We start from the raw sequence: 19,525 nt of genomic DNA, 5'->3' as shown, positions 1-19,525 counted from the left end.
CCACAGAATGATGTCACGCTGAAAATGCCGGCCTTTGAATGGGTTCATGTGCAGCTCCATCAGCAAAAGGGGATGATAAGTTTATCACCACCGACTATTTGCAACAGTGCCGCCGGTAGAACTCCGCGAGGTCGTCCAGCCTCAGGCAGCAGCTGAACCAACTCGCGAGGGGATCGAGCCCGGGGTGGGCGAAGAACTCCAGCATGAGATCCCCGCGCTGGAGGATCATCCAGCCGGCGTCCCGGAAAACGATTCCGAAGCCCAACCTTTCATAGAAGGCGGCGGTGGAATCGAAATCTCGTGATGGCAGGTTGGGCGTCGCTTGGTCGGTCATTTCGAACCCCAGAGTCCCGCTCAGAAGAACTCGTCAAGAAGGCGATAGAAGGCGATGCGCTGCGAATCGGGAGCGGCGATACCGTAAAGCACGAGGAAGCGGTCAGCCCATTCGCCGCCAAGCTCTTCAGCAATATCACGGGTAGCCAACGCTATGTCCTGATAGCGGTCCGCCACACCCAGCCGGCCACAGTCGATGAATCCAGAAAAGCGGCCATTTTCCACCATGATATTCGGCAAGCAGGCATCGCCATGGGTCACGACGAGATCCTCGCCGTCGGGCATGCGCGCCTTGAGCCTGGCGAACAGTTCGGCTGGCGCGAGCCCCTGATGCTCTTCGTCCAGATCATCCTGATCGACAAGACCGGCTTCCATCCGAGTACGTGCTCGCTCGATGCGATGTTTCGCTTGGTGGTCGAATGGGCAGGTAGCCGGATCAAGCGTATGCAGCCGCCGCATTGCATCAGCCATGATGGATACTTTCTCGGCAGGAGCAAGGTGAGATGACAGGAGATCCTGCCCCGGCACTTCGCCCAATAGCAGCCAGTCCCTTCCCGCTTCAGTGACAACGTCGAGCACAGCTGCGCAAGGAACGCCCGTCGTGGCCAGCCACGATAGCCGCGCTGCCTCGTCCTGCAGTTCATTCAGGGCACCGGACAGGTCGGTCTTGACAAAAAGAACCGGGCGCCCCTGCGCTGACAGCCGGAACACGGCGGCATCAGAGCAGCCGATTGTCTGTTGTGCCCAGTCATAGCCGAATAGCCTCTCCACCCAAGCGGCCGGAGAACCTGCGTGCAATCCATCTTGTTCAATCATGCGAAACGATCCTCATCCTGTCTCTTGATCAGATCTTGATCCCCTGCGCCATCAGATCCTTGGCGGCAAGAAAGCCATCCAGTTTACTTTGCAGGGCTTCCCAACCTTACCAGAGGGCGCCCCAGCTGGCAATTCCGGTTCGCTTGCTGTCCATAAAACCGCCCAGTCTAGCTATCGCCATGTAAGCCCACTGCAAGCTACCTGCTTTCTCTTTGCGCTTGCGTTTTCCCTTGTCCAGATAGCCCAGTAGCTGACATTCATCCGGGGTCAGCACCGTTTCTGCGGACTGGCTTTCTACGTGTTCCGCTTCCTTTAGCAGCCCTTGCGCCCTGAGTGCTTGCGGCAGCGTGAAGCTTTCTCTGAGCTGTAACAGCCTGACCGCAACAAACGAGAGGATCGAGACCATCCGCTCCAGATTATCCGGCTCCTCCATGCGTTGCCTCTCGGCTCCTGCTCCGGTTTTCCATGCCTTATGGAACTCCTCGATCCGCCAGCGATGGGTATAAATGTCGATGACGCGCAAGGCTTGGGCTAGCGACTCGACCGGTTCGCTGGTCAGCAACAACCATTTCAACGGGGTCTCACCCTTGGGCGGGTTAATCTCCTCGGCCAGCACCGCGTTGAGCGTGATATTCCCCTGTTTTAGCGTGATGCGCCCACTGCGCAGGCTCAAGCTCGCCTTGCGGGCTGGTCGATTTTTACGTTTACCGCGTTTATCCACCACGCCCTTTTGCGGAATGCTGATCTGATAGCCACCCAACTCCGGTTGGTTCTTCAGATGGTCGTACAGATACAACCCAGACTCTACGTCCTTGCGTGGGTGCTTGGAGCGCACCACGAAGCGCTCGTTATGCGCCAGTTTGTCCTGCAGATAAGCATGAATATCGGCTTCGCGGTCACAGACCGCAATCACGTTGCTCATCATGCTGCCCATGCGTAACCGGCTAGTTGCGGCCGCTGCCAGCCATTTGCCACTCTCCTTTTCATCCGCATCGGCAGGGTCATCCGGGCGCATCCACCACTCCTGATGCAGTAATCCTACGGTGCGGAATGTGGTGGCCTCGAGCAAGAGAACGGAGTGAACCCACCATCCGCGGGATTTATCCTGAATAGAGCCCAGCTTGCCAAGCTCTTCGGCGACCTGGTGGCGATAACTCAAAGAGGTGGTGTCCTCAATGGCCAGCAGTTCGGGAAACTCCTGAGCCAACTTGACTGTTTGCATGGCGCCAGCCTTTCTGATCGCCTCGGCAGAAACGTTGGGATTGCGGATAAATCGGTAAGCGCCTTCCTGCATGGCTTCACTACCCTCTGATGAGATGGTTATTGATTTACCAGAATATTTTGCCAATTGGGCGGCGACGTTAACCAAGCGGGCAGTACGGCGAGGATCACCCAGCGCCGCCGAAGAGAACACAGATTTAGCCCAGTCGGCCGCACGATGAAGAGCAGAAGTTATCATGAACCACGGCAGCCTGGCGGCTGCAAATTGAAAACCGCCCCGGTTCGTCCTGTTGTTGCCGCACGCCCCGCAGAATATGTATGCTCTGAGGACCTGTTTTATTAAGGACTCATCCCCTTATGTTGACCCGCAAAAGTATCGATACAGTTCTGCTCTCTGTTGGTGCTGAGAAGCTCTCACAACGAGAATGGGACTGGATGAAAATGCTCAAACCCATGGACCCACCACCTGCGATGGTGACGACCTCCATCCTGAAGCGCCGTGGCGATACAGCAGCCCTTACCCTGCTACAGGATACCGGGGTTTAATCCATCCTCATGTTGTCCGGTTTTACTCCCCGCCCTCTGAAACGTCTGTTCACAGCCAACCAGTGCTGGACGTCCTTCCTGGATGCGGGCGGTCTGCGCGATATCGAGGTTGAAGCCGTCACCAAAATGCTGGCCTGCGGCACACGGATACTGGGTGTAAAAGAGTTCGGGTGTGATAACCCGGACTGTCAGCACGTAAAGTACCTGACCAACTCATGCGGCAGCCGTGCCTGCCCGTCCTGCGGAAAGAAGGCCACAGACCTGTGGACAGCAACACAGCTGAATCGTCTTCCTGACTGCGACTGGGTACATCTGGTCTTCACCCTGCCGGACACGCTGTGGCCGGTGTTCGAAAGCAACCGCTGGCTGCTGAATGACGTGTGCCGTCTGGCGGTGGAGAATCTGCTGTATGCCGCCCGAAAACGGGGGCTGGAACCCGGTATCTTCTGCGCCATCCACACGTATGGCCGTCGTCTCAACTGGCATCCGCATGTACATGTGTCTGTAACCTGTGGAGGTCTGAATAAGCATGGTCAGTGGAAAAAGCTGAGCTTCCTGAAAGACGCGATGCGTTCACGGTGGATGTGGAATATGCGGCAGCTGCTTCTGAAAGCGTGGTCAGAGGGGATGGCAATGCCGGAGTCGTTGTCACATATCACGACGGAATCACAGTGGAGAAGCCTGGTGCTGAAATCCGGCGGAAAATACTGGCATGTGTACATGTCGAAGAAGACAGCCGGAGGGCGGAATACGGCACGCTACCTGGGTCGTTATCTGAAGAAGCCACCAATAGCGGCTTCCCGACTGGCTCATTACAACGGAGGGGCAAGCCTGAGCTTCCGTTACCTGGACCACAAAACGGGAGAAACGGCGACGGAAACGCTGACACAGCGTGAGCTGGTCGCGAGGCTGAAACAGCACATCCCGGAGAAGTTTTTTAAGATGGTGAGGTACTTCGGGTTCCTTGCCAACCGTGTGTGTGGAGAGAAGCTGCCGCAGGTGTACCGTGCACTGGGGATGGATAAACCGGAACCAGTGGCGAAAGTGTGCTATGCACAAATGGTGAAACAGTTCCTGAGTCGTGACCCGTTCGAATGCGTGCTGTGTGGCTGCCGGATGGTATACCGCCGGGCCATTGCGGGGCTGAATGTATCAGGGCTGAAGAAAAACGCGCGGGATATCAGTCTACTGAGGTATATGCCGGCCTGACACAGGCTAAGTGTGCCCGGGAATCGGTGAAAGTATAAAAAACAGCCTGTTACGGTATAAAAATCGACCATACAGAGAGGGAAACCACCGGAGTGGTGGGAAAAGCAGAAAGGCTCACGTGGCATAAGGCGTGGACAATGGTATCGACTGGTTTTTCAATTTCCTATACGTCCAGCTTCTTTTTGAATTGTTCACGGATGGTGTGGCCGAGTTTCTGCCATTCCTTCAGTGCTCTGCGGTCAAAAGCCAGTTCATAGGTCATCCAGGTTAACCTTCACAATTTCCGGGTTTTTCATGCGCTCATCAGCAACAGCGTTTAACTCAGCATCTTCAGCGAGTTCCCGATAGTAGGCGTAAAGTTTTGGTGGAACGCAATAGAACGCCGGTTCGTTTCGGTTCAGGATCGCAACAGCGTCCCCTTCACCTTCAGCTACGGTTCCCATAGGATTTTTTTTCAGGTCAGTAATACTGGCCGCTGTGGTTGTCAGAATTTGATAGCTCATAAGTCCTCCGCTTGTCTTATTGGCATAATAGCATCTTTAAAAGTACTCTTAAAAGTGCTTGTGTTGAGAAAAACATCAGAACAGGTGAGGTATGGCTCTTTCCGACATCGCCTTAAAACGCTCTGTAACGCGTTCTGAGCGTTTTTTCCCGTTTCGTTATAGTCAGCTACGGTTTAACGGTTTTTAACGCCGCTCAACGCTTTTTAGCGGCCTTGTTGCTGTGATCTGTTGCCATGATCCGGATAGGAGTTCAATCTTGATCAAAATTTCCTCAAGGCAACGACTGTTTTGTAAATACCCTCTAAAACGCGCTGTATCGCATTCTGAGCGATTTTTTCGATTTCACATGGTTTTCCTCATGGTTACATCGAACAAAGCGTTAGAAAGCGATTCAGGGCTTCTCAGTGAAAGATCCAAAAAGGATCAATCAACGGATCGTATGATCTGAACTCTTCTGGTTTTGAGAAAGGAGACACCGCTCGCCGCAGCCGAACGACCGAGTGTAGCGAGTTAGTGAGCGAGGAAGCGGAACAGCACAGGGATAACATCAGGCAATTACGCGCAGTGGTTAAAAAGCGAGCATATTGTTTTTATGTGTGGTTGTCTTGGTTCAGAGTGATCTGTCCTCTGGGTTTACGCAAAGTTATCCACAGGTAGTGTGAATTTTTTGTTTTGAGCAAAGTTATCCACAGATTTTTTGTGTTTTTTTGCTTATTAAACTTCTTGTTTTTAAGATCTTAAATGTAGATCGGTAGATCTACTTTAAGATCTTTAACTTACTCTAACTTATTCTGCAAACATTGTGCCAGTTTTTTTATCAATAATTTCATTAAGATAGGTGTTGTTTTTTGTCGCCTCAAAATGAAAGGTGGATGGGTACGCACTGAAAGGTGGATGGGTACGCACTGTAATTTTCATGAAAGGTGGATGGCTGCGCACTGAAAGGTGGATGGGTACGCACTGTAATTTTCATGAAAGGTGGATGGCTGCGCACTGAAAGGTGGATGGGTACGCACTGAAAGGTGGATGGGTACGCATTTTTCTGTTTTTATTCAGATATTCGTATCTTTGTATCTTCATTTCTTTAGTTCTTTATAGTGCTCTAATCTAACGTATGACGTTAAAAGGTGGATACCTGCGCATTTCTATCATATTGAATATAAATGATAAAAATTCTTTCATGTGATCCGTGTTTTGGTGGAAACATATAAGGTGGATAAACCACTTTACATATTTCCGCCTTTGTGGTTATGATTTCACCATAAGAACTTAAAAACCAAAGGTAATGTATGAACTTACTGAGCGTTACAAAGAAAACAAAAATTCGCCACAGAAATGAAATTAACAGCACATTCTCATCGTTGCCTTTGTCTGCCAGAAGAATTTTGTTTATGGCTATGGCGCAGATTGATTCACGTGAAGAGTTATCTGAGGGGGCAACCTTTCGTATTACGGCTCGGGAATATGCATTTATCGCTGATATTGATGTAACAGGTGCTTACCGGCAGTTGAAAGAGGGGGCAGAAGAACTTCAGGCCAGTGTTATTCGTATTCCTCGAAATCAACTTCTCACAGCTCAGGGCAATCAAAGCTCTGGACATACGAAGAAGAGAGGTAAATTACCTTCTGATGCAGTCAGGCTTATGAACCTGACTGCGTTTTGTGATTATGTTGAAAGTGAAGGATATATTGATATTGCTTTTTCACATGTCATTGAGCCATATATCACGATGTTAAAGGATTCTTACACTACTCAGGTTTTGATATCGTCTGTAAGACTCGCTGATCAAAATTCAAATATGCTTTATCAGTTTATCAGGAAACAATACAGCAGTGGTAAAAAGACATTTTTCGACATTGAAGTAGATGTATTAAAGGATGAACTTGAATTATTCAGAATAGATAATGGCGAAAAAGTTTACCTTTATCAGAATTTTAAGGATTTTAATAAGGTTTTTCTGCAAAAAAATATTGAAAAAATAAATCAATATACAGAGATTAATCATCTCGAAGTTAAAATTGTTAAGAGAGTCGCAAGAAGAGCATCAAAGCTAAGATTTTCGTATAAAATAGATAAAGAAAGCGAAGGACTTGATACCAGAATACCGTATGGTTTCAGAGGTGCTTAATATATAAAGGTAAATACACTATGGAGCAAATAAAATTACATAAACAAGGTGGTGCGGCAGTAATTATCATTCCTGCTAGTATGATAGAAAATACAGGATGGGAAGATGGAACCTTATTGGAGGTACTAGAAATAAATGAGACTCTTCATATAAGAAGAAAGACAGAATCAGGAGCTTTAGCTACTAAAGCTTGTCCTTCTCTTTTTTCATCTACTATGAGGCATGTTAATTACGATAAAATTATTAGATATAATAGCGGATTAAATCTGTTAGTTAATGAACTGTCATTTTCGGCAAGAAGGGTCTTTTTTATTTGTTTATATTATTACTTTGAAAATAAACTTGAATCGGATAAGTCGCTATTGATCCGGGCTGATAAGTATGCAGAATTTGTTGGTGTTGAGCGTTCTGTTGCATATAAGCAAATGAAGGATGCAGCAGATTTCTTTTCAAGAAATAAAAATTTAATTACACATTGTGACTATATTTCGAATGAGGGATTGCTTCGTGTTATGTTTTCGTCTAAGACGATAAATTATATTACAGCGATAGACTCCCGTAAATATCAGCTTACCGAGCTTCCTCTAAAATCTGCTTTGTCTCTTCAAGGAAGATACTCATGGCCTTTATATCAACTGATAAAATTTAGCCATCTTAAATCTTTCACTATAGGTGTAGATGAACTTAAGAAAGAAATAGGTTATATTCAAAATCAAAAGTTTTCTTTCTTTAAAAGAGATGGAATCAATATAGCTATTGATGAAATAACAGAAAGGACAGATGTTAAAAACATTAAATGTGTTAATGCTGAAAGGCAGGGGAGAAGAGTCAGCAAAGTCCGTTTTGAGATCGAAATGAGGTAACTCATGGCTAAAATCTATCAATTCCCTCAGGGGGAAGAACGAGCTAAATTCAGGAAAGAAATCGCCAGGGAGCGTAAGAAACGTTTTGCAGTGAAAACAGGGAGCACTTTTGTTAAGTGGCTTGGCTGGGGATGGTTTTATCTTCGTCTTCTTGCCGCGAGTGTTTTACATTTTATCTTTGTTTTTGTGTTAGCCATTCTTGGTGCGTTTAAATGGGCTGTGTTCTGGCTGGGGGGTATTTTGTGTGTCATCACCTGGTATCATCTCGATCACCAGTTATGGACGCCACAAAATCTGACTATACCGGTGATTACGGCAACCTGGATTTTGGGACTGCTGGCTGAGCCTCTGATGGAGCTGCTCAACAAAACTATGCCCTGGCACAAGTTACTTGTTCCCGAACCTGCGGACGAAAGCACCGAGAACAGTAGTGAGATAAGCCAGCAATGATGCTACTCAGCAGTTATGCCAGTCCCTGCCTTTTCACTGCGATGCAGGATAGGGCAAACGCCGCAAAATGACGTCTCTGACGCCATTCCGCAACGTTTGCCCGGTGACCTACAGTCGGTTCTTATTGGAGATGTTTATGAAATATCTGGTCAAAGAGTTTATTAACGAGAAATATTCTAAGGCTGTTAATATTTTAAAGGATAATCTTAAAGAACACTATCATGTTTTTTATGGTGTGAGATTAAGTGAGATTCTTTTTCCTACCAGTGAATATGGCACAGATGCTTTCTTTAAAGAATTTGAATTAATTAACAGTGTAATACTTCCATTAGTAATATTTGATTTTATAGACCGAAAGCCGATCATGGTTATCGGCTTTGAGGAAGCGCCTGGGATTGATTCACTTATTGACTCTGGTATGGAAGTTGTTTTGTTAGATGGTTTAAGCGATCTGCTACTGGTTGAAAAACTGATGCCATTGTTTGATTAAATCCCTGGAAATACATGTTACCCATTCGTATTAATGCATTTTACACGAACGATGTTTATTCCATTTACCTGTTTTCATAACTTCTCCCCTACGGAGAACTAACCAAACTGATCTGCATCTATGATCTTAATTATATAAAATTTGGGGGGCGTGATTCTAATGTCCTCATTGTATTGGTAACAATCTTTTTTTCATCGTTTTTATTTTGATATTTAATATTGCTCTCAATTGATTTTTACCGTTTCTTCATTCAATGATATGAGCGTCAAATTGATTAGATAATGGTGATTTTTACCCTCTATCATCAAAGCTTGTGAAGCTATTAATATACAAAAAATTTTCAGTCGTTTTTCTATTGTCTCACATATTTTTAAGAGAGAATCTGTATGCTGTTCGCCATTCACTTATGTAGGCCACTTCGTACTAATCGCTTCAATCTAAAGAACTTCACTTTTCCTTAGCGTTTGTTATCGCAGAAATTCCCACGGAACCCCTAAGACGGTAAAAGGGGTGCCGGCGTACAATCCCTAAAAGATATTAAACGAAATTTTGGATTATATAATCAGCTAAAACGTCATGTTCTGCCGACATAGTCTGCATTAGGGCTTTCTGAGGTCCTGACCAAGCCCCTCTGGCCAACACCCCCCTAGTAGGTGCTACGGTAGATAAATATCTGAGCGGGACCCCCTGTAAGATACTATCTGGAGCCATAACATTTAGGTCTTCAACTTTTGCGACAGGAGTGTCTGGAGTAAAAGAAGCCACTGCTGAGTATGTTTTTATAGATGCTAATTTGGGGCGAAGGTCATTTTTTACTGAATCAATTATTTTATCTCTATGGGCTGCATCAGCCGCGATCTCTGATGAGTTTTGTTGGCCTGGATTCTTTCTTTTATCAAATCCGTTGAAGACCCAACCTGCAAATTTAGGTGAACCTTTTTGGCTTATTAGAGAGTTATTTTGGGCTGAAGTTCTTCTAATACCCTGTTCCCAGTCGTCTCTAAATTTTGGTAAAGTTTCACCAATGAGTCCTATGCAGTAAGCCGAAAATATATCGGCAGTACATGGAACCAAGAAATAATCAGAACAGTAGAGAGCCGATCTGACTATCGTATTAAATGACGGCGGTACATCAATAAGAACATAATCGTATTCACAATTATTTAACTCTTGAGCTTTACTAGCAATTAAACTAGGTATCAAGAATCTGTTTACTGCGTTTCCAGCAATTAAATCTGTACCTACACTAATCACATCTGAAAGATTATTGAGCCAAAAGTCACCTGGAGCTATGTCTAACCTTCCTGAGCCAGGCTCCATGGGAAATTGTGGTGGGAATGTATGTACGACAGGGAGAATATCTTGTTGTATAAATGGTTGGCAAAATGCTCTTATCGTTTTACCATAAGGATTATTTGCATCCTTCTTTAAAAGGTCAGAGAAGCCAGTCTCACCAAGTAAAGCTATTGATAAATTGCATTGAGGATCGAAATCTATCAGCAAAACAGATTTTCCCTTTGCCGATAGAGATACACTTAAGTTCCAAGTCAGGGTCGTTTTTCCTACCCCGCCTTTGTTGTTAAATAGTGAAATAGTTTTCATTTTATTCCTTTCTTAGACATTTTCAATGTTTAGAAATAACTACATCGGAGAATAGTGTAATACGTAATCGATTGCTTGATACCCGTATATAACCATCAACATGCACGACAAACCTTAAAATTGAAGTTTCCGTACAGTTTCTCATTCCGACAGAGTTTGTCACGCAAAAATTTACAGGTTTATAGATTTAATTTTCTTTAACTAACTGCAGGGGCTGAAGATTTCTTTCAGTGAGAAATCGCTTAGCGGGTGTTATCACAGAAATTCCCACGGACCCCATTTTGTCCGAACTCCTACTGATAGATTAAATCCTGAATCATCTAAGTTTTGCAGAATCAAGTAACTATTGGCTGTTGTACATAGCCAGGGCTGCTTTGAGAACAGTTGTTTTGCGTCGGCCTGTCTGTTCGCTTCGGCTTCCAATTATTCGTTCTCTTTGAGCCAGTTATCTACAAGCTGGTTCACCACGTCAGTGATTGATGTACCTTTCCTGGCGCATGCAGCCTTAAACCGGGTGTGCTTTTCTTCATCAAAATTAACGTTAACACGTTTGATTTTTCCAGATGATACTGGTGCTGTTACTACTCGTTCCAGATCTCTGTTTTCACCAAAGGTCATTTTTTTTACTGACGTATGCGCTTTTTCAAGTGACATTCAGGCTACTCCGGTTTTTATACTTATTTGATTATATGAGTAAATGTGTAATTACTCAAACATTCTAACTATCTCTTTTGTAAGGATTTCTATTTCACCTTTTGCAGCACCATCACTGGATTCAAACACGCTGTCGCCATCAAGAATTGATTTCACGTAAACCTGACGTTGTGTAATAGCTGTACGAAATGCTTTAACACCGGTGTCTTTGATACTTTCTTTAAGCACATTCAACATGGTTGCCATTTCTATCTTACGGGTGATCAGAAAGCGGGCTTCAACTTTGCGGCTGTAAGCCTGTGCTTCCAGAACAGTAACGACGCTTCCTGCTGCGGAGAAATCCAGAGGGCTGGGGGTGACAGGGATAATTACCAGATCGCTTACCATGACGGCTGCGGAGGTGATTACTGAGAGTGAACCTGCCCCGTCCACAATAGCAAAGTCATAGTCCGCCAGATCTTTTCGGATTCCATAGACGTCTTTTTCAGATGCTGCTGTAAATACGTCAAATGCTGCCTTGCCCGCTTTGCTCCAGTTCGTCAGGCTCATTTGTGGATCTGTATCTACCACAGCAATGTTGTATCCGCTCCTGCTCAACGCAGTGGCTATGTTGATTACGGCAGTTGTTTTACCTGAACCCCCTTTCGGATTCAGAAATGAGATCACCTTCATACTCAAATCCTCAATTGTGTGTCTACTCAATTACTCCTGTGAGTTTTTGAGTTTATCATACTCTTTGTATGAGCAAAGGTTAATCTGAGTTTATGTGTATATGAGTTAAGGAGTATCTACTCATTTGAGTTGTCTTGTGTATATGAGTGTTTGAGTTTATGAGTGTGTAGTGACAAGGTCACATCTACTCATTATTTGTTTTTTGGTTCTTTTAGAGTGTGCCTTTCCTGTCGATCTACTTTCTGGTGCATTTTGGGTATAGTGGTGTGACCTTATGTGAACCGGTTCTGTAATATGACTTCAAATGTACCAACAAGCTTTGTTCGCGCTTATCTGAGAGCTTCAACAGCAGAACAGGATGCTTCGCGTGCCCTGGAAACTATCGAGGCTTTTGCCAGGGAAAGAGACCTGATCATTTGCAGCTACTATATTGAGAATGAATCCGGCTCCCGTCTTGAGCGCCCGGAACTTTTTCGTCTTCTGAGAGATTGCCAGCAAAATGACATTTTGCTTATCGAGGATGTGGACAGACTTTCCCGCCTGTCAGGGGAAGACTGGAATACGTTGAAGAAAATGATCCGGCAGAAAGACATCCGGGTTATGGCGGTGAATGTGCCGACGACATGGATTAATTCTGGTATGAGTGAGTTTGACAGCCGGTTGTTTGCAGCCATTAACGATATGCTGCTGGATATGCTGGCCGCAGTTGCCAGAAGGGACTATGAACAACGTAGGGAACGCCAGAAACAAGGGATAGAGAAAGCAAGGAAAGACGGCAAATATAAAGGGCGTAAACCTAATCAAGCCAGACATGATGCAATTATCAGGTTGATAGAAAGCGGTAGCTCCTGGACACAGGTACAGAAAGTGCTAGGGTGCAGCCGTGGCACAATCAGTAATGCGCTAAAACGTAAAACCGGGCAGAAATCCAGTAAGTAGAGGAGTAGGGGGCTAATATACCTGCAAGGCAGGATATTAACTCAGGAGATTGGGTGTGTGGTGTTTAGTCAATGCATTTGAATATTGTAACTAAAATATGTTTTTATTAAAGGCCGGAGGTGGTTAGCCCCCGGCCTTAGTTACGTTTCCGCCATCAGCCCATCAACTGGAGAAGGTAGCGAATCAGTTCAAGAAGCGAGATTAGTGCCCCCAGAACGATGATTGCTTTATCAATCATCCGTTTACTCCATTATATGGAGCAGACTCCCGATACTTACTCTTACACTGCCTGTCATATCGGTTGTTCTTCGGTGTTGGTTGAAGACAGTTCCACTCCAGCCAGAGCACTGACAACAGCACCACCTGTTTTTCAGCCAGGACTTAAAATCGCTTAATCCTTGCGGGAAGGCTGGAGTTATAACGGATCAGAACCAACCGGTGTATTATACGCATAAGCGGATACGGTTGCATTCCATATCATGTAGACATATTATGTCTATGTTGGTTGAAGAGAGTTCTTCTCCAGTCAGAGCCACCAACTCAGGGCTGGAAAACACAAAAAAGCCCGATTACCCGTCGGGTTTTTTTGTGCCTGTCGTTTGCCTGTACTTCCGTTTTTTCCCCTTCATTTGAGGGATTTTTCTTTTATTTTTTGTTGCAGCCAATACTGCTGATCGCGTTGGCCAACAGAACGATGCCGTTACCGGCATTATCATGAATCCCGTTTTTTCAGTAAGTTGCAGCATACAAAGTAATTAAAAAAACGTCATTTTTTGTTGATGGATGCAGTAGCGGTGGTGTGCTACGTGAAATCTGGAAAATTTTGGCGGGTAAGTGACTCAATTTTTTAATCTCCGCACCTGTTTTTCTGGACGTGCCAGCAATTATGACCTGAAGCAGAGGTGCGTCCGACAACAAAAATTCCGATCACCAAAAAAAAATTTGGACATTTTTTCCGATAATGCATTTTTGTCCAGAGGAATATGAACGACAGGGCAGGGTGAAAAGGAAGCGGTTATCCTGAATAACCCAGGATATGGGCACATATGTCGGAACAGGGCACCAGATAAAGGAACAGAACATGTGAATGTTGTAACTAATTAGGTATGGACAGAATTACCTGAATGTCCAATGTGAACGGAAGAAAGCCAGACATGGTAGAATATTAAAATTCACAGATATTATTAGCATATAATTTGGATTGCACTATGACGAAGAAGACCTTAGCTGAAAGATTTGAAGTGCTTGAACAAGAGTATAATTCTGTCATGTCGACAAAATATATGGGAACAAGTGCATTTAGTCACAGAAGCCAGGAATATATTGATTCGGCTAGAAGTAATAACTGGATTGCAAGAGCAAAAAAGTTACTTGAAGACAGTTATGGAAAGGAATCTGATTACTACAAAGATTTTAATGATACACAAAGGATTGCTTGGTCTAGTAATTATCAGGGATTGGTTAAACATTACAAACCTATTTTTGATGCAGCCAGAGACGATTTAACTTACTCCGGCACGGCATCGACTATAGCAACAAAACATGCAGAACTGGATTTGATTATAAATATACTCAATAAATTTCCAGCTTTTTGTCGTCAATTAAAGCAACGATACAATGAAAGAACGCCGCTTGAGATTAATGACGAGTATGATGTACAGGATCTTGTTCATGCTCTTCTGCTGCTGCATTTTGATGATGTCAGACCTGAAGAAAATTCACCTAGCTTCGCAGGTTCATCATCCAGACAGGATTTTCTTCTGAAGAAAGAGAAGATTGTCATTGAAGTGAAGAAAACTCGCCGCTCTCTAGGGGCAAATAAAATTGGAGAGGAACTGCTCATTGATATGGCCCGTTACCGTGCACATCCGGACTGTGAGACGCTAGTATGCTTTGTATACGACCCTGAAGGTTGGGTGACTAACCCTAAAGGTGTGATAGACGATCTTGAGGGGAAAGATACCGAAGGAAAGACTAGAGTCGTGATAGCTCAGTTCTGATTTTCACTATGCTGGACAGAATCACCTGTATGTCCAAGTGTGCGAGGAATTGTGATCGTACTACAACCAGTGTCAACCTTCCTATAATGCCGATAATCTTCTATAAGGGGGAGCCCGCAGAATTCGGAAAAAATCGTACGCTAAGGTTTTCCGGGCATCCGTAAGGGCCGAAACTTCCCGTCTTCCAGTCTGCGGCTCTGCCGCCAGACGTAATCGCCGGTTAGGTTGATGTGCTCCCAGCCCAGCGGCGACAGGAATTGCAGCAGCTCGCCGTCCACCGGCTTGCCGGCCTCGACCAACCCCTGGGTGGCGCGTTCCAGGTACACCGTGTTCCACAGCACGATAGCCGCCGTCACCAGGTTGAGGCCGCTGGCCCGGTAGCGCTGCTGCTCGAAGCTCCGATCCCTGATTTCCCCAAGGCGGTTGAAGAACACCGCCCTGGCCAGCGAGTTGCGCGCCTCACCTTTGTTCAGGCCGGCATGCACGCGGCGGCGCAGTTCAACACTTTGCAGCCAGTCCAGGATGAACAGCGTGCGCTCGATCCGGCCCAGCTCGCGCAGGGCCACGGCCAGTCCGTTCTGGCGCGGGTAGCTGCCGAGCTTGCGCAGCATCAGCGAGGCGGTGACGGTGCCCTGCTTGATCGAGCTGGCCAGGCGCAGGATGTCGTCCCAGTGGGCACGCACGTGCTTGATGTTCAGGGTGCCGCCGATCAGCGGGCGCAACGTCGGGTAGGCTTGCACGCCCTGCGGCACGTACAGCTTGGTTTCGCCGAGGTCGCGGATGCGCGGCGCGAAGCGGAAGCCTAGCAGGTGCATCAGGGCAAAGACGTGATCGGTGAAGCCGGCCGTGTCGGTGTAGTGCTCCTCGATCCGCAGGTCGGACTCGTGGTACAGCAGGCCGTCGAGCACATAGGTGGAATCGCGGACGCCGACATTCACCACGCGGGTGCTGAACGGCGCGTACTGGTCGGAGATATGGGTATAGAACAGCCGTCCCGGCTCGCTACCGTACTTCGGGTTGACGTGCCCGGTGCTCTCGCCCCGGCCACCCGCGCGGAAGCGCTGGCCATCGGAGGATGAGGTCGTGCCGTCGCCCCAGTGGGCGGCAAAGGCGTGGCGATACTGGTGGTTGACCAGCTCGGCCAAGGCCGCCGAATAGGTTTCGTCGCGGATGTGCCAGGCTTGCAGCCAGGACAGCTTGGCGTAGGTCAGGCCGGGGCTCGACTCGGCCATCTTGGTCAGCCCGAGGTTGATCGCATCACCGAGGATTGCGGACAGCAGCAACGTCCTGTCTTTGGCCTCGGCCCCGTCCTTCAAGTGGGTGAAGTGGCGGCTGAAGCCCGTCCAGTCGTCCACGTCCATCAGCAGTTCGGTGATCTTGATGCGCGGCAGTAACTGGCTGGTTTGGTCGATCAGCGCCTGCGCCCGATCCGGCACCGCCGCATCCAGCGGGGTGATTTTCAGCCCTGACTCGGTGAGGATGGCATCGGGCAGCTCGTTGTCCTTGGCCAGGCGGGTGACGGTGGCCAACTGCTCGTCCAGCAGCTGCAAACGCTCTTCCAGGTACTGGTCGCTGTTCGGGTTGATCGCCAGGGGCAGGGCCTGCTCGCGCTTGAGTGCGGCGAACTTCTCGGCCGGCAGCAGGTAGTCGTCGAAGTGGCACTGTTGCAAATAGTCGGTGGTGATAAACTTATCATCCCCTTTTGCTGATGGAGCTGCACATGAACCCATTCAAAGGCCGGCATTTTCAGCGTGACATCATTCTGTGGGCCGTACGCTGGTACTGCAAATACGGCATCAGTTACCGTGAGCTGCAGGAGATGCTGGCTGAACGCGGAGTGAATGTCGATCACTCCACGATTTACCGCTGGGTTCAGCGTTATGCGCCTGAAATGGAAAAACGGCTGCGCTGGTACTGGCGTAACCCTTCCGATCTTTGCCCGTGGCACATGGATGAAAAGCCAAATCAGCGCCCAAAAGGTCTGCACTTGGATAAGCTGGAAACCTTGAATATTTTTGGTGTGCGCGCCAGCTATATGGCGGCATTTAAGGATTATCTGAAGGAAGAAGGTATCACCCCAAGTGATGAGATCATCGAGCTAGACTTCCCGACTCAGCCAAACCTGCCGACCAAAAAATTAAAGACACTGGCGTTAAAGGATGGCTACAAAGACAACCAAAAGTTGGGGTTTAAGCGTACCCACTATCCTTGGTTGTACGAAATCCCAGCCGAGTTTGACGGTAAGATAAAAACACCCGGGATCCTGCTCCTGGCTCTGCTCTCCTGTCTGCTGTTGCCCGCGCCGTCGCTGGGCCTGACGCTGGCGCAAAAGCTGGTTGAGACATTCCATATGATGGATCTCAACCAGCTTTATACGGTGTTGTTTTGTTTGTGGTTCTTAGCACTGGGCGCCATTGAGTATCTGGTGCTGCGCTGGGTGTGGCGTCGCTGGTTTTCGCTCGAACGCTAAACCAGGAAGGGCGCGCCTCAGTGGGCGCGACTGTGGTTCTCTTTACGGTAGGCGCCCGGCGGCAGATTGAAGGTCCGGGTGAAGACGCGGGTAAAGGTCTGTTGCGAATCGAAGCCATACTTCAGGCAGATATCGTAGACCCGCTGATCGGTGTCACGCAGATCGCGGGCGGCCAGCAGCAGCTTCCTTTCGCGAATATAGCGCCCCAGGCTCTCCCCTTTATACTGTAAAAACAGCCGTTGCAGATGCCATTTCGAATACCCGGCATGGCGAGCGATATCATCAATACGCAGCGGTTGATGCAGGTTGTCATCAATCCACTCGACGATAGTATCAATCACCTGAGCGGAAATCGTCATATGCTCTCTCCTCTGATACTGCACTGGCGCTTAGCGCCACCAGGCGTTAAATGATTGCGTCTTATCGGCGACCCACACCGGCTCGCCCTGCACAGGCGTCAGCAGACGCCAGGCCCTTTATCAAACTCGTTGACGAGGGGATCATTTTGAAGTAGCTTTAGACGTTCTAACTTATCAATGCCAATGAAGTGACCGCAGAGCATGGTCTTTATATGATTCATCTTGATTTTATTTGTTGAGTCATTATCAAATACGAGGTCATTTTCAATAAAATCAAAAATCCCATTGCTTTTTGCATTCTCAAGGAGCAGAAAAAGACCTGCATTTGATGTTAGATTCTTAGCTTTGAAATCAATTTTATTAATCATAATTAGAACCCCTTTTTACTACTTTTCTTACTATTATTTTACCATATATCGAGTCATAAAAGCTGATAATTTAACATATTTTTGAGCACTTTTCTTTCACCCAATGGGTGAAAGCTGAATTTCGAAGGAATGCATATTTATCAAGGCTTTGATTATGCTTTTTGAAGTACTGACGTAGAATCTAGGTGATAAGCAAAATCCCGTCTGACATAAATCAGCACACATGAGCCTGTCATTTGACAAATTTTTGTCATGAAGATGGGCGAATTTCCACACGGCACCGGCGCCCGGCAAGGTGGGCGGATTCCCACACGGCACCGACGCCCGGCAAGGTGGGCGGATTCCCACACAGCACCGGCGCCCGGCAAGGTGGGCGGATTTCCACACAGCACCGGCGCCCGGCAAGGTGGGCGGATTCCCACACGGCACCGGCGCCCGGCAAGGTGGGCGGATTCCCACACAGCACCGGCGCCCGGCAAGGTGGGCGGATTCCCACACAGCACCGGCGCCCGGCAAGGTGGGCGGATTCCCACACAGCACCGGCGCCCGGCAAGGTGGGCGGATTCCCACACGGCACCGGCGCCCGGCAAGGTGGGTGGATTTCCACACGGCACCGGCGCCCGGCAAGGTGGGCGGATTTCCACACGGCACCGGCGCCCGGCAAGGTGGGCGGATTTCCACACAGCACCGGCGCCCGGCAAGGTGGGCGGATTTCTACACAGCACCGGCGCCCGGCAAGGTGGGCGGATTTCCACACGGCACCGGCGCCCGGCAAGGTGGGCGGATTTCCATAACTTTAATTATACCTTTGTGTTATTTGTGGATTGTGCAGCTCAGTGGGGCGCTGGCCGTGACGGTGCGGTGTCCCCCGTAACCGGCCGCGCGGCGGCCGCTAACTCGCAGTACGGCGCCGCGACCCGCAGGCGGGCCGCCGTACCCGCGCGCAGGCGCGCGGCGCCCACTGCGCACCCCCGTGGAGGACGTGCGGCAGCTGCGTGGCGGCGGGCTGGGTTATGGCTTAGCAGGGAGGGGGGTTGGCCTGTTGCTCCGGTCAGTCCCGCAGTTTCCGGCGATTTGCGGCCGGTGTCCGGTGGAGTCCGGCGCGGTCGCCTTCCATGCCCTGACGGGCATATGGCGGCACATCGCATTCGACGAAACCCAACCTAACCGGAGTCATCAGGCTAGAATGTTATTCATCATTTATTTTCTCTGAATGGTTGCCTTTTGTCGTGTAGCGATAAATAGTCATGCGAGAAACATTGAAGCGCTTCGCAACAGCTCCTACTGTCATTTCAGGATCAGCAAGCAGAATTTTCATTTGCTTAATATCATCTTCCGAAAGTGACGGTTTTCTTCCCCCTACACGGCCCCTTGCGCGAGCAGCTGCGAGTCCAGATCTCGTTCGTTCAATATTGCGGTTGCGTTCAAAGTTAGAGAATATAGCCATCAGATGAGTATAGATTTCCCCGATAACAGGAGCGCTAGTATCTATTCTGTCTTTGATGGCTATAAAGGTGATTCCGCGCTTTTTCAGGTCGTCAAGCAACGTAATCACCTGGCTCAATGAACCGCCGAGCCGATCAAGCGCCCAAACAACCAGGGTATCACCTTCGCGCAATGCCTTCAGACAGTTCTCCAGTTCCGGGGCACCATTTTTGGCGCGTTTAGTGCCGCCGCGTGAGATCTGTTCATGATAGATTTGCTCGCAACCCGCTTTTGTCAGTTCATCAACCTGATGCGTTACATCCTGAAGATGTGTCGATTTACGCGCATAGCCGATTATCATTTTGGGCACTGTTGCAAAGTTAGCGATGAGGCAGCCTTTTGTCTTATTCAAAGGCCTTACATTTCAAAAACTCTGCTTACCAGGCGCATTTCGCCCAGGGGATCACCATAATAAA

At 48.0% G+C, this 19,525-nt stretch carries 17 protein-coding genes and 8 pseudogenes; 10 read left to right on the top strand and 15 right to left on the bottom strand.

Annotation, left to right across the window (positions count from 1 at the left end; all coding sequences use genetic code 11):
- Nucleotides 1-97 precede the first annotated feature (97 nt).
- The 3 genes and pseudogenes from ACJHW7_RS24300 to ACJHW7_RS24290 all read right to left on the bottom strand — a co-directional run.
- Nucleotides 98-334, bottom strand: a pseudogene (locus ACJHW7_RS24300) (hypothetical protein); the annotation flags it as partial.
- 20 nt (nucleotides 335-354) lie between these two features.
- The gene (locus tag ACJHW7_RS24295) at nucleotides 355-1,149 is read right to left on the bottom strand and encodes an aminoglycoside O-phosphotransferase APH(3')-IIa (protein WP_000572405.1); all 795 of its coding nucleotides are present in this window, start codon (nucleotides 1,147-1,149) and stop codon (nucleotides 355-357) included.
- Between the two features lie 28 nt (nucleotides 1,150-1,177).
- Nucleotides 1,178-2,608 (bottom strand): annotated as a pseudogene (locus ACJHW7_RS24290) (IS4-like element IS50R family transposase).
- 119 nt (nucleotides 2,609-2,727) lie between these two features.
- Between ACJHW7_RS24290 and ACJHW7_RS24285 the strand changes: the two are divergent.
- Together ACJHW7_RS24285 and ACJHW7_RS24280 are read left to right on the top strand one after the other, a co-directional pair.
- Nucleotides 2,728-2,916, top strand: a complete 189-nt coding sequence (locus tag ACJHW7_RS24285) for a hypothetical protein (RefSeq protein ID WP_000957857.1) — start codon at nucleotides 2,728-2,730, stop codon at nucleotides 2,914-2,916.
- Nucleotides 2,917-2,925: 9 nt separating this feature from the next.
- Nucleotides 2,926-4,125: an IS91 family transposase gene (locus ACJHW7_RS24280; protein WP_000948429.1), complete on the top strand. Its 1,200-nt coding sequence runs from the start codon at nucleotides 2,926-2,928 to the stop codon at nucleotides 4,123-4,125.
- A gap of 172 nt (nucleotides 4,126-4,297) precedes the next feature.
- Here ACJHW7_RS24280 and ACJHW7_RS24275 read toward each other — a convergent pair.
- Nucleotides 4,298-4,387: pseudogene (locus tag ACJHW7_RS24275) on the bottom strand (type II toxin-antitoxin system RelE family toxin); the annotation flags it as partial.
- The gene (locus tag ACJHW7_RS24270) at nucleotides 4,377-4,628 is read right to left on the bottom strand and encodes a type II toxin-antitoxin system Phd/YefM family antitoxin (RefSeq protein WP_000121743.1); all 252 of its coding nucleotides are present in this window, start codon (nucleotides 4,626-4,628) and stop codon (nucleotides 4,377-4,379) included. The gene ACJHW7_RS24270 and the pseudogene ACJHW7_RS24275, both read right to left, overlap by 11 nt.
- Before the next feature lie 1,289 nt (nucleotides 4,629-5,917).
- Between ACJHW7_RS24270 and ACJHW7_RS24265 the strand changes: the two genes are divergently transcribed.
- The 4 genes from ACJHW7_RS24265 (at nucleotide 5,918) to ddp1 (ending at nucleotide 8,560) form a co-directional block, all read left to right on the top strand.
- On the top strand, nucleotides 5,918-6,757 hold the full coding sequence (locus tag ACJHW7_RS24265) for a replication initiation protein (RefSeq protein ID WP_024129959.1): 840 nt from the start codon (nucleotides 5,918-5,920) through the stop codon (nucleotides 6,755-6,757).
- Nucleotides 6,758-6,777: 20 nt separating this feature from the next.
- On the top strand, nucleotides 6,778-7,620 hold the full coding sequence (locus ACJHW7_RS24260; protein ID WP_063116919.1) for a replication initiation protein: 843 nt from the start codon (nucleotides 6,778-6,780) through the stop codon (nucleotides 7,618-7,620).
- 3 nt (nucleotides 7,621-7,623) lie between these two features.
- The gene (locus tag ACJHW7_RS24255) at nucleotides 7,624-8,070 is read left to right on the top strand and encodes a hypothetical protein (protein WP_001074384.1); all 447 of its coding nucleotides are present in this window, start codon (nucleotides 7,624-7,626) and stop codon (nucleotides 8,068-8,070) included.
- 67 nt (nucleotides 8,071-8,137) lie between these two features.
- Complete coding sequence (ddp1, locus tag ACJHW7_RS24250; RefSeq protein ID WP_179292036.1) at nucleotides 8,138-8,560, top strand: DNA distortion polypeptide 3; 423 nt, start codon at nucleotides 8,138-8,140, stop codon at nucleotides 8,558-8,560.
- Between the two features lie 537 nt (nucleotides 8,561-9,097).
- On the opposite strand, the gene ACJHW7_RS24245 is transcribed toward ddp1, so the two are convergent.
- The 3 genes from ACJHW7_RS24245 to ACJHW7_RS24235 all read right to left on the bottom strand — a co-directional run bounded on the left by ACJHW7_RS24245 (nucleotide 9,098) and on the right by ACJHW7_RS24235 (nucleotide 11,488).
- Complete coding sequence (locus tag ACJHW7_RS24245; protein WP_012291478.1) at nucleotides 9,098-10,162, bottom strand: ParA family protein; 1,065 nt, start codon at nucleotides 10,160-10,162, stop codon at nucleotides 9,098-9,100.
- Nucleotides 10,163-10,585: 423 nt separating this feature from the next.
- Nucleotides 10,586-10,816, bottom strand: a complete 231-nt coding sequence (locus ACJHW7_RS24240; protein WP_000051066.1) for a plasmid partition protein ParG — start codon at nucleotides 10,814-10,816, stop codon at nucleotides 10,586-10,588.
- A 51-nt stretch (nucleotides 10,817-10,867) separates the two neighbouring features.
- Nucleotides 10,868-11,488 carry a ParA family protein gene (locus ACJHW7_RS24235; RefSeq protein ID WP_000864788.1) on the bottom strand — a complete coding sequence of 207 codons (621 nt, stop codon included), beginning with the start codon at nucleotides 11,486-11,488 and terminating at the stop codon, nucleotides 10,868-10,870.
- 294 nt (nucleotides 11,489-11,782) lie between these two features.
- Here ACJHW7_RS24235 and ACJHW7_RS24230 point away from each other — a divergent pair, with 294 nt between their 5' ends.
- Nucleotides 11,783-12,427: a recombinase family protein gene (locus ACJHW7_RS24230; RefSeq protein WP_001376796.1), complete on the top strand. Its 645-nt coding sequence runs from the start codon at nucleotides 11,783-11,785 to the stop codon at nucleotides 12,425-12,427.
- A gap of 154 nt (nucleotides 12,428-12,581) precedes the next feature.
- Here the strand turns inward: ACJHW7_RS24230 and dinQ are convergent, their stop codons facing one another.
- Together dinQ and ACJHW7_RS24220 are read right to left on the bottom strand one after the other, a co-directional pair.
- Nucleotides 12,582-12,665 (bottom strand): damage-inducible type I toxin DinQ, encoded by an 84-nt coding sequence (dinQ, locus tag ACJHW7_RS24225; RefSeq protein WP_000565612.1) that lies wholly within the window; start codon nucleotides 12,663-12,665, stop codon nucleotides 12,582-12,584.
- A gap of 563 nt (nucleotides 12,666-13,228) precedes the next feature.
- Nucleotides 13,229-13,342, bottom strand: a pseudogene (locus ACJHW7_RS24220) (resolvase); the annotation flags it as partial.
- A 293-nt stretch (nucleotides 13,343-13,635) separates the two neighbouring features.
- On the opposite strand from ACJHW7_RS24220, the gene ACJHW7_RS24215 reads away from it, so the two are divergent.
- Entirely contained in the window at nucleotides 13,636-14,427 is a 792-nt protein-coding gene (locus ACJHW7_RS24215; RefSeq protein ID WP_050394548.1) for a hypothetical protein, read from the top strand.
- A 140-nt stretch (nucleotides 14,428-14,567) separates the two neighbouring features.
- Here ACJHW7_RS24215 and ACJHW7_RS24210 read toward each other — a convergent pair.
- Nucleotides 14,568-16,082: pseudogene (locus ACJHW7_RS24210) on the bottom strand (Tn3-like element TnAs1 family transposase); the annotation flags it as partial.
- 65 nt (nucleotides 16,083-16,147) lie between these two features.
- Here ACJHW7_RS24210 and ACJHW7_RS24205 point away from each other — a divergent pair.
- Together ACJHW7_RS24205 and ACJHW7_RS24200 are read left to right on the top strand one after the other, a co-directional pair.
- A pseudogene (locus tag ACJHW7_RS24205) lies at nucleotides 16,148-16,384 on the top strand (IS6 family transposase); the annotation flags it as partial.
- Nucleotides 16,385-16,648: 264 nt separating this feature from the next.
- Nucleotides 16,649-16,897, top strand: a complete 249-nt coding sequence (locus ACJHW7_RS24200) for a DUF1158 domain-containing protein (protein WP_065809026.1) — start codon at nucleotides 16,649-16,651, stop codon at nucleotides 16,895-16,897.
- Nucleotides 16,898-16,914: 17 nt separating this feature from the next.
- On the opposite strand, the gene ACJHW7_RS24195 is transcribed toward ACJHW7_RS24200, so the two are convergent.
- From ACJHW7_RS24195 to ACJHW7_RS24180, 4 genes and pseudogenes are all read right to left on the bottom strand, one after another.
- Nucleotides 16,915-17,256, bottom strand: coding sequence for a RamA family antibiotic efflux transcriptional regulator (locus tag ACJHW7_RS24195; protein WP_004202492.1), 342 nt, complete (start codon nucleotides 17,254-17,256; stop codon nucleotides 16,915-16,917).
- A 30-nt stretch (nucleotides 17,257-17,286) separates the two neighbouring features.
- A pseudogene (locus ACJHW7_RS24190) lies at nucleotides 17,287-17,373 on the bottom strand (hypothetical protein); the annotation flags it as partial.
- A 2-nt stretch (nucleotides 17,374-17,375) separates the two neighbouring features.
- Nucleotides 17,376-17,624 (bottom strand): annotated as a pseudogene (locus ACJHW7_RS24185) (IS1380 family transposase); the annotation flags it as partial.
- 1,189 nt (nucleotides 17,625-18,813) lie between these two features.
- Nucleotides 18,814-19,410 carry a recombinase family protein gene (locus tag ACJHW7_RS24180; protein ID WP_000583524.1) on the bottom strand — a complete coding sequence of 199 codons (597 nt, stop codon included), beginning with the start codon at nucleotides 19,408-19,410 and terminating at the stop codon, nucleotides 18,814-18,816.
- Between the last annotated feature and the right edge of the window lie 115 nt (nucleotides 19,411-19,525).

It is taken from the genome of Escherichia sp. WS1152 (assembly GCF_046487665.1).
GTDB lineage: Bacteria > Pseudomonadota > Gammaproteobacteria > Enterobacterales > Enterobacteriaceae > Escherichia > Escherichia coli.
This window is presented reverse-complemented; position numbering and strand designations above follow the sequence as displayed.